The sequence below is a fragment of the Algoriphagus sp. oki45 genome (genome assembly GCF_036245605.1).
In the GTDB taxonomy this organism is placed as follows: domain Bacteria; phylum Bacteroidota; class Bacteroidia; order Cytophagales; family Cyclobacteriaceae; genus Algoriphagus.
Genome location: NZ_BTPC01000005.1, coordinates 92,025 through 105,736, shown reverse-complemented (window position 1 = coordinate 105,736; position 13,712 = coordinate 92,025). Strand labels below are relative to the sequence as shown.

Annotated in this window: 12 protein-coding genes; 1 reads left to right on the top strand and 11 read right to left on the bottom strand. The window is 44.5% G+C overall.

Features of this window, described 5'->3' with window-relative positions; genetic code table 11:
• Positions 1–7: 7 nt before the first annotated feature.
• From AAA942_RS18220 to gndA, 3 genes are all read right to left on the bottom strand, one after another.
• On the bottom strand, positions 8–1,144 hold the full coding sequence (locus AAA942_RS18220; RefSeq protein WP_338221732.1) for an aldose epimerase family protein: 1,137 nt from the start codon (positions 1,142–1,144) through the stop codon (positions 8–10).
• Between the two features lie 119 nt (positions 1,145–1,263).
• Positions 1,264–2,631 (bottom strand): amidohydrolase family protein, encoded by a 1,368-nt coding sequence (locus AAA942_RS18215; protein ID WP_338221731.1) that lies wholly within the window; start codon positions 2,629–2,631, stop codon positions 1,264–1,266.
• A gap of 194 nt (positions 2,632–2,825) precedes the next feature.
• Complete coding sequence (gndA, locus tag AAA942_RS18210) at positions 2,826–4,724, bottom strand: NADP-dependent phosphogluconate dehydrogenase (protein WP_338221730.1); 1,899 nt, start codon at positions 4,722–4,724, stop codon at positions 2,826–2,828.
• Between the two features lie 168 nt (positions 4,725–4,892).
• Here gndA and AAA942_RS18205 point away from each other — a divergent pair, with 168 nt between their 5' ends.
• Entirely contained in the window at positions 4,893–6,527 is a 1,635-nt protein-coding gene (locus AAA942_RS18205) for an ABC-F family ATP-binding cassette domain-containing protein (protein ID WP_338221729.1), read from the top strand.
• Between the two features lie 109 nt (positions 6,528–6,636).
• On the opposite strand, the gene AAA942_RS18200 is transcribed toward AAA942_RS18205, so the two are convergent.
• The 8 genes from AAA942_RS18200 to pheT all read right to left on the bottom strand — a co-directional run bounded on the left by AAA942_RS18200 (position 6,637) and on the right by pheT (position 13,657).
• A complete protein-coding gene (locus AAA942_RS18200; RefSeq protein ID WP_338221728.1) occupies positions 6,637–7,671 on the bottom strand; it encodes a Gfo/Idh/MocA family protein in 1,035 nt (344 codons plus the stop codon).
• A 2-nt stretch (positions 7,672–7,673) separates the two neighbouring features.
• Positions 7,674–7,940, bottom strand: a complete 267-nt coding sequence (locus AAA942_RS20365; RefSeq protein WP_445083355.1) for a type II toxin-antitoxin system RelE family toxin — start codon at positions 7,938–7,940, stop codon at positions 7,674–7,676.
• Complete coding sequence (locus AAA942_RS18195) at positions 7,937–8,137, bottom strand: hypothetical protein (RefSeq protein WP_338221727.1); 201 nt, start codon at positions 8,135–8,137, stop codon at positions 7,937–7,939. Before AAA942_RS18195 ends, AAA942_RS20365 begins: the two co-directional genes overlap by 4 nt.
• Positions 8,138–8,227: 90 nt before the next feature.
• Positions 8,228–8,974: a zinc-dependent peptidase gene (locus AAA942_RS18190; protein ID WP_338221726.1), complete on the bottom strand. Its 747-nt coding sequence runs from the start codon at positions 8,972–8,974 to the stop codon at positions 8,228–8,230.
• A 62-nt stretch (positions 8,975–9,036) separates the two neighbouring features.
• On the bottom strand, positions 9,037–10,602 hold the full coding sequence (rny, locus tag AAA942_RS18185) for a ribonuclease Y (protein WP_338221725.1): 1,566 nt from the start codon (positions 10,600–10,602) through the stop codon (positions 9,037–9,039).
• Positions 10,603–10,669: 67 nt separating this feature from the next.
• Positions 10,670–10,954 (bottom strand): cell division protein ZapA, encoded by a 285-nt coding sequence (locus AAA942_RS18180; protein ID WP_338221724.1) that lies wholly within the window; start codon positions 10,952–10,954, stop codon positions 10,670–10,672.
• 1 nt (position 10,955) lies between these two features.
• Positions 10,956–11,240, bottom strand: coding sequence for a hypothetical protein (locus AAA942_RS18175; protein ID WP_338221723.1), 285 nt, complete (start codon positions 11,238–11,240; stop codon positions 10,956–10,958).
• Between the two features lie 2 nt (positions 11,241–11,242).
• Positions 11,243–13,657, bottom strand: a complete 2,415-nt coding sequence (pheT, locus tag AAA942_RS18170) for a phenylalanine--tRNA ligase subunit beta (protein WP_338221722.1) — start codon at positions 13,655–13,657, stop codon at positions 11,243–11,245.
• Positions 13,658–13,712 lie beyond the last annotated feature (55 nt).

Sequence of the window (13,712 nt, the reverse complement as noted above, 5' to 3'; positions counted from 1 at the left end):
TGAGATATTATTTCTCCACCGAAAACTTATACTCAATCTTATGCTCGTATTTCTCCCCGGGATTTAAGATCGGGCTTGGGAAGTTTTCATGATTGATGGCATCAGGCCAATTTTGGGATTCGAGGCAGAATCCCCAGTGCTTGTCATAAGTCTTGCCATCTGCTCCGGCAAAATTGGCCAAGAAATTTGCCGTGTAAAACTGCACCCCCGCATTATTGGAATACATATCCATCACCCTTCCGGATTCCGGATGCTTAACCCGTACAAAGTGCTTCATTTCCGGTGTTCTTTCCATCTTCATGACCATATTGTGGTCAAAGCCGCCGACATTAGCTGCAATTTGATCGCCTAGGATTTTTGGAGTTCTGAAGTCAAAAGGAGTTCCTGTCACATCTTTCACCTCCCCGGTTGGGATCAATTCCTCATCTACAGGAGTATAATAATCTGCCCAAAATTGGAATTCATGATCCAGAATATCCCGCTTGATTCCCCCTAGGTTAAAATAGGTATGGTTAGTCAGGTTGAGAATGGTCTTTTTGTCCGTGGTACTTTCAAAACGGATTCTCAAGGTATTGTCTGTGGTCAACTCCATCCAAAGTGTAGTTTGCAGATTGCCGGGATATCCTTCTTCTCCATCCACACTGAGATAGGTCATTTTTACTCCTAAGGTTGAGTCACTCGAATAAGTCTCTGCATCCCAAACTTTCTTATTAAATCCTTCTACTCCTCCATGAAGGTGGTTGTCTCCATTGGTTTTAGCCAAGGTATATTTTGTGCCATCCAGAGTAAACTCAGCATTGGCAATCCGATTCGCAACCCTACCGGCGGTAGCTCCAAAGAATGGGTTTGGCTTGGTCAGGTATTCTTCAACCGTATCCAAAGTCAATGTGATATTTTCCATATTCCCGTTTTTATCGGGAGCTATAATTTTTGAAATCAATCCACCATAGTTGGACATTTCTACTTGCATGGTGCCATTGTCTAGGACATAATGATAAACTGGCTTTCCATTATGTTCAGCCACTTGTTCTGCTTTGATCATAAGATTGATTTCTTCTTTAATAGGTTCTTGGGTTTGTTTTTGTGAGCAGGCAAAAGCTAGTGAAAGGATAGCAGCTGTGCCTAGGATTAAGGCGTATTTCATGGGGTGTTTATTGCAAAATTGAAAGATTTTAAAATTGGAAAATTAGAGAACGTCCAATTCCGGTTTAAAGAGATTGAAGTTCAAAATCTCCTCGTAAATCGTACTTCGTAACTCGAAATTTATTGCCTAAGGTACTTCTGCCGAATCAAATTCAACTGCAATTGCAACTCATCTCTTTGGATGAATTTTCCCTGAATCATGATCGCTTGAGGCTTTTGCATAGTAGTCAAATCTTCCAAAGGATTCTTCTGTACCATCACAAATTCAGCAGCAGCACCTGGCTTCAGGACTCCCCATTCCCCACTTTCCTCAAAATAATCTGCACAGTTCACCGAACCCGTTTTCAAAATCTCATAATTCGACATTCCGGCTTTTGACATGGACTCGATTTCTCTGTGAATAGAAAATCCAGGAACGTTGAAGACTTGCGGAGAATCCGAACTCATGATCATCGGCACACCGGCTTTGTGAAGGTCAAGGAAAAGTTTTTGTCTGAATTCCAGGTAAGGCTTGACCTTAACCTCCGCCAAAACACCATCCGCTTCCAACTTGGATTTGGTATTGTACCATTGCGTGGTCAGCTGTCCCGGCAAGTAAAACATCTCAGGCTGCTGGCGCAATTCATAGGCAGGTTGGTAGCCAAAGTAGCGTTCAAACAAAGTCAGAGTGGGCGCAATCCAGGTTTTATTTTCCAAGCAAAGTTGAATCAATGCATCAAGTTTGGCTTGATCTACCTGACCCACCAAATTCATATTGAATGGGCCTGAAACTGTCGGGTCAATGGTTGTTCCATCCGGAAGCATTGCCTCCAAGAACCCATCGATGTGCTCGACAGAACGGTAGCCATTTTTCACCGAAGTCACCAAGCCCACATCCAGAGAAACATGTCCTCCATAATAGATTCCGGCTTTTTTTGCTTCATCAGCTATCGCCAGAAACTTAGGATCATCCAGACCGGGATGAAGTTTCAGATGATCATATCCAGCAGCTTTTTGATCCCTTACCATTTTTCTACCTGAATCAGGATCAGCTACAGAAGTTCCATTTAGCGATGGCCCTGAAATAAACATTCGAGGACCTGTTAATTCTCCTGCCTCAACTCGCTTCTTTAATTCCAAATGGGATTCATGGCCTAGCATACTTCGGATCCTTAGCACTCCGTTAGCCAGATACATCCACAAAACCTCCTCTTGAAAAACGGGGCCGAATTGCTCTGGATTGGGAAGATGCGCATGAAATTCTGCCAATCCCGGGAAAATATACATCCCTCTTCCATCCAATGAGCGAATACCCGCAACGGTAATTTCATCCTCAGGTGCAATTTCCATGATCACTCCATCCTTGACGTAAATCGAATGATCCTCAAGGACCTGATCATCCTGCATGGTGATGATATTCACATGATTGATGACCAATTCCTGTGCTTCTGAAGGAACCAAAAAAGTACAGGTCAAAAGGAGGAGGAGAAGGATTTTAAAAGGTTTCATAAGCGTTGGTGGTTAATGCAAAACTTAATTTCGCCCTTTCCCAATTGGAAACCAATCCGATGGTGGATTTTTTGTTTTTCGGCAAAGTCAGAAAGGCTCACAGATAACACAGATTTACACGGAAAATGAATCTGTAGATATCTGTGCCATCTGTCAGAAACAAAAAAGGACTGGAAAATTCCAGCCCTTCTGATTTATGAATTCCATTGCGTGTGGTAAAACTTCCCGCTTGGATCGTCTTTTCGCTGGTAGGTATGTGCTCCAAAATAATCTCGCTGTGCTTGAATCACTGATGCGGAAGACTCTGAGGTGATTCTTCCTAGAAGGTAATTGATTCCAGCACTCATTACAGGTAAGGCAAAGCCATGAGTCAAGCCCAAACCAACCAATTCCGCCAAGGCTTTTCTCCCTGAAATTACCTGCTCCTTAACGCCTTTCATTTCAAAGAAAGAATGGGCATCAGAATAGTTGGAAGAAATATTTTCCATCAAGCCTGATCGGATAATACATCCATTGGTCCAGATTCTGGAGATTTCATTGAAGTTCAATTTCCAATCCTTGGTATCCGAAACTGTTTTCATAAGTCTAAAACCAACTTCATGATTGATGATTCTGGCCAAAGAATAAGCTGCTTTGATTTTTGGAAGCCAGGAATCTAAGGAACCTTCTACTTTTTGGAATTCATGATGGAAAGTCTTTGAAAATGCCACTCGCATGGCTTTCTCTCCCGAAACTCCGCGGGCATTCACCGCTTCAGCCAGTGGACTATAAGGAATTCCATATTCCAAAGCGGTTGTCAAAGACCAAGCACCAGTTCCCTTTTGTCCGGCTTGATCCAGGATTTTATCTAATAGCAATTCTCCGTTTTCCTTGAAAAGGAGCAAATTTGCAGTGATCTCGAGCAGGAAGGATTTCAATTCTCCCTTTCCCCAATCAGAGAAAATTTCAGAAACCTGTTCTGCACTCAGGCCAAATCCAAATCGCAACAAATGCGTCAATTCAGCCAAAACCTGCATCTCCCCGTACTCAATGGAATTGTGTACCATCTTGATGAAATGACCTGAGCCTCCCGGGCCAACATAGGTCACGCAAGGCTTTCCGTCTTTATCTTTGGCAGAGATTCTTCCCAAGAAATCCTCCACCTTGGCGTAGCCTTCGGCATTTCCACCCGGCATGATGGACGGACCTTTTCTCGCTCCTTCCTCTCCTCCGGAAACTCCCATAGGCAAAAAGTGCATGTCGACTTCCTTCATTCGATCCACCCGTCTTTCAGAATCTTTGTAAAAGGAATTACCCCCATCGATGACCAGATCGTCTTTATCCAAAATCGGAATCAACGTATCCAACTGCGCATCAATAGCAGCGCCGGCAGGAATCATCATTAAAATGCGACGGGGTTTCTCTAAAGAATCCACGAACTTTTGCAAGTCCTCGAAGGCAAGCATGTTTGAAAACTCCGGGTTTTCATCTACGACTTTCTGAGCAATTCCTTCTTCTTTTCCTGCCACAAATCGGTTGTAAAGTGATACAGGAACGCCCTTTTCGGCCAAATTGAGTGCAAGGCTTTTACCCATCACACCCATTCCGATCACTCCCATTTTCATTTTCATAGGTTGAGATTTTAAGTAGTTAAGGGAATTCTCCAGCATCTCTTCCGGAGCCCCTGAAATATCCAATAAATAACCCTCCAAAGGTTTTTCCCAAACAGCAATTTGGGAATCCAACATGCCGGCCTTCATGTAATGATTCCTTCGCGCCAACATTCGCTCCCAGATCAAATCCCTTTCTCCGGTCAAATGAATCCAGCGTAGATTTTCTGATACCGAAAGCTTTTCTCTGTATGTATTTTTCAAAGCGGAGCAAGCCAAAACTGCTCCTCCCTTAGTTTCCGAATTTAACAATTGATCTGCCAAAGCCTGAAGCCAAGGCTGCCTGTCCTCATCGTTAAGGGGATGACCAGCACTCATTTTGGCGATGTTTTCAGCAGGGTGAAAATGATCGGCATCAAAAAAGGGAAGTCTGAGCCTTTCGGCCAATAAAGTCCCCAGCGTGGTTTTTCCTGTACCGGAGACCCCGGTGACGATTACAAGCATGGGGCGAAGGTAACTTTTTTGCGATCAACAGACAACGGCCGACAGTCCACCGAATTAAGAATAAGCATCCCTCGGTGGACTGTCGACTCCGGTCCATGGACTAATTTTCCAATCTTCCAATTTTTCAATCCTCAAATCCCTACCTTTGCGCCTTCAATTCCAAGATTCATGATTTCAGTAGATAACGTGTCCGTCATGCATGGCGGTTCTCCGCTTTTCAGCAACATCACTTTCAACATCAACGAAAGCGACAAAATCGCCTTGATGGGTAAAAATGGAGCTGGGAAATCCACTTTGCTCAAAATTATTGCTGGTCAAACCAAACCTACTTCTGGTGCAGTAGCCGCACCCAAAGGCTATGTTGTCGCATACCTTCCACAGCATCTCTTGACTGCGGATGATTGCAGTGTCATGGAAGAGACGTCCAAGGCTTTTGCAAGCTATTTGGGAATGAAGGCTGAAATTGACCGAATCAATGAAGAATTGACAGTACGTACGGATTACGAATCCGAAGAGTATTACAAGTTGATCGAACAAGTCTCCGAATTGAGTGAGAAATTTTATGCCATCGAAGAGGTCAACTATGAAGCTGAGGTGGAAAAAGTACTGCTGGGTCTGGGTTTTGTTCGTGAGGATTTTCAGCGGGCTACTTCAGAGTTTTCCGGAGGCTGGAGGATGCGTATCGAGCTCGCCAAAATCTTGCTCCAAAAGCCCGATCTAATTCTACTGGATGAGCCTACCAATCACCTGGATATCGAATCCATCCAATGGCTGGAGGACTTTTTGATGAATAAAGCCAAAGCAGTAGTGGTTATCTCCCACGACCGTGCCTTCGTGGACAACATTACCACTCGAACGATCGAGGTGACCATGGGTCGAATCTATGACTACAAAGCGAAGTATAGCCATTACCTTGAGCTAAGAAAAGAAAGACGAGAACAGCAACAAAAACACTACGAGGAGCAGCAGCGCCAAATCGCAGATATTCAAGAATTCATCGATCGTTTCAAAGGAACTTACTCGAAGACCCTTCAGGTCCAGTCTCGAGTGAAAATGCTCGAGAAAATGGAAATCATCGAAGTGGATGAGGTGGATACTTCCGCTTTGAAACTTCGCTTTCCGCCCTCGCCGCGATCTGGAAAATATCCGGTAATCGTCGATGAAATGAGTAAAAGCTATGGGTCTCATGTGGTCTTCAAAGACGCCTCCATGACCATCGAGCAGGGGCAAAAAGTAGCCTTTGTAGGGAAAAACGGAGAAGGAAAATCCACCATGATCAAAGCCATCATGGGAGAGATTGACTTTCAGGGAAAATGTGAGCTGGGTCACAATGCCATGATTGGCTATTTCGCCCAAAATCAGGCTTCCCTTTTGGATGAGAGCCTGACCATTTTCGAAACCATAGACTATATCGCGGTGGGTGAAATCCGAACCAAAATCAAGGATATTTTGGGTGCCTTCATGTTTAAAGGAGATGACATCAACAAAAAGGTCAAAGTGCTTTCCGGTGGTGAAAAGACACGTCTAGCGATGATCAAACTTTTGCTTGAGCCCGTCAACCTTTTGATTCTTGATGAACCGACCAACCACTTGGACATGAAGACCAAAGACATCATCAAGGATGCGCTGAAGGCCTTTGATGGCACTTTGATTCTGGTTTCTCATGACCGGGACTTCTTGGATGGACTGGCCACCAAAGTATTTGAATTTGGAAACAAGCGAGTAAAAGAGCATTTCGAAGACATCAATGGATTCTTGAGAAACAAGAAATTGGAGAATTTGAGAGAAGTGGAGAGAAAGTAGGCAGTGGGCAGTTTCCAGTAAGCAGGGCCCGTCGGAAATTTGAAGGTTAAAAGTATAAAGTCAGAAAGCCGAAATTCTGTGCTCATCTGAGCCATCTGTGAGAAATCATTTATTCCTCAAAAGGAAACCTGACCATCCTCTCTTCCAAACTGGACTGATAAATAGCCCGAATGAGTTCCAGAGATTTTCTTGATTTGGGACCATCCACTTCAGGTTGTTTTCCGCTTTCAATTGAATCCAAAAAATCCTTCCATTGAGCTGCATGCAGCTCAAAGCCAATTGCATTCGGATCGGAAGCGCCTGAAGCACTGATTTTCTCAGTTTTCTCAAGAGGACTTTCTTTTCCTCTCACATTCCAAGCCACCAATTTCCCTGCTTCTAAAATGGCACTTCCTTCTGTCCCGTAAATCTCCAAGCGCTCAGAATATCCGGGATAAAGTGAGGTTCCTGCAGTGATTGTTCCTATGGCTCCTGATTTGAAATTGACCAAAGCAGCACCCAAATCTTCTCCTTCAATCGGATACAGTACCGTTTTGATTTTCCCAAAGACCGAGTCTACCTCACCCATCACCTCCAAAAGTAAGTCAAGGGTATGGATCGCCTGATTGATCAAAGCTCCACCCCCATCGCATTTCAAGGTCCCTTTCCACTGACTGGAGGAGTAATACTCAGGGGATCGAAACCAATTGATTGCCGCATTTCCCATCAACAATCTGCCAAATTCCCCTTGTCTAACTGCACCGATGAGTTTTTGAAAATCGGTGGAAAATCGATTTTGAAAAACTACGCCCAACTTTACTTTATTTTCCTCGGCGGACTTGATCAATTGGTCTGCTCGCTCAAGAGTCACCTCAATGGGCTTCTCTATAAACACATGCTTCCCAGCCTCGATGGCTTTCAGAGCAGGCTCTAAATGCATACCGCTAGGGGTACAGATACAGATCACCGAAAGCCCAGTCAACCTGATAAACTCATCCCAATCGCTGAATACCGGAACTGAAAATTTTCTTTGGGCTTTTTCGGCACTTTCTTGATTAGGATTGAACAGTCCGATCAATTCAGCATTCGGCAGGCTTTCAATAGCCTGCGCATGTTTGACCGCAATGGCGCCTGTTCCGATTATTCCTATTTTTTTTTGCTGCACTTTTAAGGGAAAATTGAATAAATGTCTTTTCGATGGGCGATTCGGGCGAAAGTAACTGTTTCACCATCAAGGAATATCCCAACTCTATAATTACCAAGCCGAACCCGAAAGGCATCTTTAAAACCTACCAACTTTTTCAAACCAGAAAGCTCTTTAATTGAACCCACTTGCTCTGTTTTTTGAATTAGGTCTTTGATGCTGCGGAGGACCTTTTTATCATGAATTTTTCGGAGATCCTTTTCAAAAGCTTCTAAAAATAAAACTTTCAAAGCCCTTCAAATATCTTATCAATATTGTCTTTAGAAACATGCTTTGTTTTATCAACTTCTTTCATCATTTCTGAAAGACCTAAATCAAGTTTTTCCTCCACGCTCAACTTTTTGGAGGAAATACCTTCCTTCTTAAGATACCTTTGGATTTTCTCCAATTCTTCCTTTGATTTTGGAGTGATTACAATTGATTCCATTTTTTATACTTTTTTGGCAGGTAACCTCATCACTTATTTGCAATTATTCAATGTACTTTAAACCAAATTTACTAAAAACCCAATTAATTATTAACCCATCAAAACCAAAGGATCTTGCCTAAGCAGCTGCACGAGAGACTGATAAAGCTGAGCATGGTACTCTTTGAATTCCCGGCTTCTTTCGAAGAAGTTCTCTAGGGCTACTGCAAAAAACTCATGTTCGTTTAAGCCAGCACTTTCTCTGAAAAAAGTACCTTGGCCACTCTTCACTTTTGCGAGTTCCCCGGGAACCCATTTAGAGTACTCTTTCCAAGCTTGGGGGCTGAATTCCCTTTCCCCGTCATTCTGAATCCAATTGGCCAATTTCAACGCATGGGCTACCTCATGGATTCCAAGGTTGATCCCATCCGATTTGTCTGCCAAACCTTCTAAAAAGCAACGCCAAGAAATTACAATCAAGCCATGCTTGGGATTAACCTCTCCCCGATGATAAATCTTGTTGATCGTACTGTAATAGGTATTGGGATAAACCAAAATGGTGTGAAAGTGTGCGAGTCTGAGACTTTTCCAACCAAAAACCACCATGGTGATCGTAGCTCCGATCAGCAACTCCATCTCAGAAGTCACCTCTTCCAATCCTCCTCTTCCCAAAAATCTCTTGCTGGACAAAATAGTCTCCAAACGGGAAATAAACTCCCTTTTGTGGGGATTCTTCAGCTGAGAAAAATAGTAAAAGTGCTGCTCCAAAAATCGCACTTCTTCCAAAGAAACTTTTCTGGGAAAAAGCCTCCATCTAGCCTCATTGATCAAGTCAATGAAAAGGTGAGTTCCAAACATATTCTAACAAAAATGGCAATCACCTAAGGTAATTGCCATTTCTTGGATATGCAATCAAATGATTATCGAGCGTAATTGACAGCTCTCATCTCACGGATTACAGTGATTTTGATCTGTCCTGGATATTGCATTTCTTTTTCGATTTTCTGTGAAATATCAAAGGAAAGCTTGCTGGCAGTCTGATCATCCACATGGTCTGCATCCACCAAAATTCTGAGCTCACGTCCTGCCTGCATTGCAAAGCACTTGTTGACCCCATCAAATCCCAAAGCCAAATCCTCCAACTCCTTCAATCGCTTGATGTAGCTGTCCATGATTTCCCTTCGGGCGCCAGGTCTGGAACCTGAGATCGCATCCGAAGCCTGTACAATCGGTGAAATCATAGAGGTCATCTCGATCTCATCGTGGTGAGCTCCGATGGCATTGCAGATTTCAGGATGCTCCTTGTATCGCTTTGCCAATTCCATTCCGAGAATAGCGTGAGGCAATTCCTGTTCCTCGGGCCATACTTTTCCGATATCGTGGAGAAGACCAGCCCTTTTGGCCAGCTTGGCATTGAGCCCCATTTCTGCAGCCATGGTAGCGGCAAGCTTGGCTACTTCTCTGGAGTGCTGCAGGAGGTTCTGTCCATAGGAAGAGCGGAATCTCATCCGACCGACCATCTTGATCAGCTCGGGATGGAGACCGTGGATTCCGAGATCGATACAGGTCCGTTCTCCGATCTCTACGATTTCCTCTTCGATGTTTTTCTCGGTTTTGGCAACTACTTCCTCGATGCGGGCGGGGTGAATCCTTCCGTCCTGAACCAATCGATGAAGAGAAAGTCTGGCAATTTCCCGTCTCACCGGATCAAATCCGGAGATGATGATTGCCTCTGGGGTATCGTCTACCACGATTTCTACACCCGTAGCTGCTTCCAAAGTCCGGATATTTCTGCCTTCCCTACCGATGATTTTTCCTTTGATGTCGTCGCTTTCGATGTTGAAAACGGACACGCAGTTTTCTACAGCGTGCTCGGTTGCTGTTCTTTGAATAGTATCCAAAACAATCTTTTTGGCCTGCTTGGTAGCGGTAAGCTTAGCCTCGTCGAGGATATCCTTCATCTGGGATGAAGCTTTGGTTCGAGCCTCCTCGGTCAGCATTTGCACCAACTGTTCTTTGGCTTCTTCACGGGTAAGTCCTGCTATTTTCTCCAAGTCTGCGATACGCTGATTGGTCACCCGATCGAGTTCCTCTTTTTTAACCTGTACGGCATGAAGTTGGGCATTGAGATTTTCTTTTTTGCTGTCCAGTTCAGCTTCTTTTCTCTTGACTTGCTCCTGCTCTTTGGCAACTTGCTGCTGTAGTTGCTTGACCTTGTTCTCATTGGTGATGATGATGTTTTTCTTGTTGCTCATCTCCTCATCAAACTCAGCCTTCATTTTCAGGAATTTCTCTTTTGCTTCGAGTATCCTGTCCTTTTTGATTGACTCGGCATTCAATTCTGCCTCCCGAATCATGGATTTGACTCTTTCTTTGGTCTCCTCCTCAAGTTTTGCATGTTTATTCTTGATGAAAAATCCCGCCAAAGCGGCACCCCCGCCGAGCCCCGCCAGGGCTGCAAGGATGATAAATAGTACGTCTGCCATAGGGTTATTTATATATTGGATTCCCTACCGGCCCAAAGAATTGCAAGAAAGGAGTGGGTGTCAATAATTAGACTGCTTTGCTAAGCAAAGCTGAAATATGGGATAGACTCCGCTGAATGTGCTCGGAGTCTTCTGCATTGACTTCGTTGGTTTCAAGAGATTCTACCATACAATCGAAGGCTACCATAGCCATTAAGTCGGTCGTATCATCCAGGCCAAACTCCGCCTTATATTTCCTCAATTTTTCATTAATCAGTTTTCCGGCATGCCGAATTTTCGCCTCGTCTTCAGGCTTGACTCGCATGGGATATTCCCTGTCTCCGATTTTCACTCTGATTGCCAGCGTCTCCATTTCATTCGGACAGATAGGTGATCAAATGATCTATTTCTTGTATATAATTATTGATTAAGTCACTCATTTCGGTGGCATCCTCAGGACTCACCGGTCGGTTATCCACAATGTTACTAATTTTAATCTTATTTTTAAAATGATGGATTTCCTGCTCTTTTTCCTGAATTTCTCCTTCCAGCAAAGAAAGACGGGCTTTTAATTCCTGATTTTCAGCAGACAAAGCCTCGATTTTTTTCCCTGCCTGCACGGCCAGTTTTTCCAGTTTTTGCAGTTCCTCGTGTATCATTTTCAGCTTCTGATGACAGCCCCCACTTGTTCCTGAAAGGCTTGGATCAATTTACTCATTGTTTTGTCAATTACCTTGTCCGTCAGTGTATTTTCCTGATCCTGCAGGATAAAGCTCAGGGCATAGGCTTTTTTGCCGAAATCAATCTTTTCTCCTTGGTATACATCAAAAGCACCGATCCTTCTCAAGAGTTTTCCTCCTGCTTTTTCGGCTACCGATTTGACCTGATCATAGGTGACGGACTTGTCGATGACCAAGGAAAGGTCTCTTCGTACCTCCGGAAACTTGGAGATTTCCTGATAGCGCTTGAGTCCGGATGCTTTCTTGCAAAGTAAATCCCAGTTCAAATCGGCATACCAAACCTCTTGCCTCACTTCTGCCAGCTTGAGTAATTTCTCATCCACCAAGCCCAAGGTAGCCACCACTTTTTCACCCAACTTCAACTCCAACCCATATGCAAATGGCAAAGACTCAACTGGGGTCACATCGCCAACTTGCACATTGAGCTTTTCGAGGATTCTTTCCACTGTGGCATACAAATCTGCGAAACCGAATGGCTTTGCAGGCTCTATCCAGCTTTCTGCAGAACGATTTCCTGAATGAAAAATTGCCAATCTTCTGCCTTCCTGATAGCCTTCGGATGTTTTTTGGTAAACCGTTCCAAATTCAAAGCCTTTCAGATCGGTCTGTCTTCGGTTGATGTTGTGCGCCATGACCTCAAGGCCTGAGAAAAGCAAAGTCTGCCGCATGACCCCCAAGTCCTCGCTCAGTTTATTGTAGATTTCTACATTAAGGGCAGAATCCAAAAAGCCGGATTTCTCTGCGTATTGAGGCTTGGTCAACGAATTGGTAATCAGTTCGAAGTAGCCATTCCCAGCCAGCATTTCAGAAAGCCGATACTGCAGCTTGTTCAAATCCTTTACCGGATGCTCTGCCAGATAGTCCGTGGAGAGGTTTTCGGCAAGAGCAACCTGCTGGAAACCATGAATTCTGAGAATTTCCTCGATGATATCTGCTTCCCGGGTTACATCCACTCGATAAGGCTTCACAATCGCTGTAAACCCTTCTTCAGTCTCATTTTCCACCCGAATATCCAGACTTTCCAGAATGGATTTTGCCTCCTTGGGATCAATGACTTTTCCGATCAGGCGATTGATACGGGCATAGGCGACTTCCACTTCAAAGTCCTGAACTGGGTTAGGATAGAGGTCGATGATTTCTGAGGCGACTTTTCCACCCGCGATTTCCTGAAGCAAGGCGGCAGCTCGTTTCAACGCATAAACCGGCATATTGGGATCGGTACCCCGCTCAAAACGAAAAGAGGCATCGGTTTTCAATCCGTGATATTGCGAACCTTTTCGGATCACATCAGGTGAGAAATAGGCAGACTCAAGGAAAATAGCGGTCGTCTGATCACTCACCCCGGATCCTTTACCGCCGAAAATCCCGGCTATGCACATTCCTCCATCCGCATCACAAATCATCAATTCCTCTCCGGAAAGCTTCCGCTCCTTTTCATCCAAAGTGACAAATGGAGCTCCCTTGGTGAGTTTTTTCACAATGACTTTGCCTCCGGAAATTTTATCCGCATCAAATGCATGCAAAGGCTGTCCGAGATCGTGAAGGATAAAGTTGGTGATGTCCACCACATTGTTGATCGGCTCCAAGTCCAATGCGCGGAGGAAATTCTGTAACCATTGCGGAGAAGGGCCCACTTTCAGGTCAGTGATGACCAAGCCGGCATACCTGGGACAATCCATAGCATCTTCCACCTCCACCGAGATGGAAGGACCGGATGACTCTATAGGAAGCTCTTTTTCCTCGGGTAGACAGATCGGACGATGAAGGAGAGCTTGCAAATCACGGGCTACTCCCAAGTGGGAGGCGGCGTCCGCGCGATTGGGAGTCAACCCAATTTCCAAAACGGAATCATTTTCCACTTGGAAATATTCGGAAGCTGGAGTGCCGTTTGGTAAGTCCGTGTCCAAGACCATAATTCCTGCATGGGAAGTACCGATCCCAATTTCATCTTCGGCACAGATCATTCCTTCGGATACCTGTCCTCGGATTTTGGCCTTTTTGATTTCAAAAGGCTCTCCATTGGTCGGGTATAATTTCGCCCCGACTGTAGCGACCAACACTTTTTGTCCAGCTGCTACATTGGAAGCTCCGCAGACGATGTGTGAAGGAGCGTCTGCACCAATGTCCACAGTGGTAATGCTCAGCTTATCGGCATCTGGGTGCTTTTCGCAGGTCAAAACCTCTCCGATGACTATCCCTTCCAATCCTCCGGAAATAGACTGAAATTCTTCCACAGCCTCCACTTCCAGGCCAGACTGGGTAAGTAATGCCGCTATTTCCTCTGGACTTTCAGTGAGTTGAATGTATTTTTTGAGTCGATTAATCGAAATTTTCATAAGCCTATTAATTCGGAACCTTTCCCGACGGGTTAACAAAAAAGGTGCACTGGCA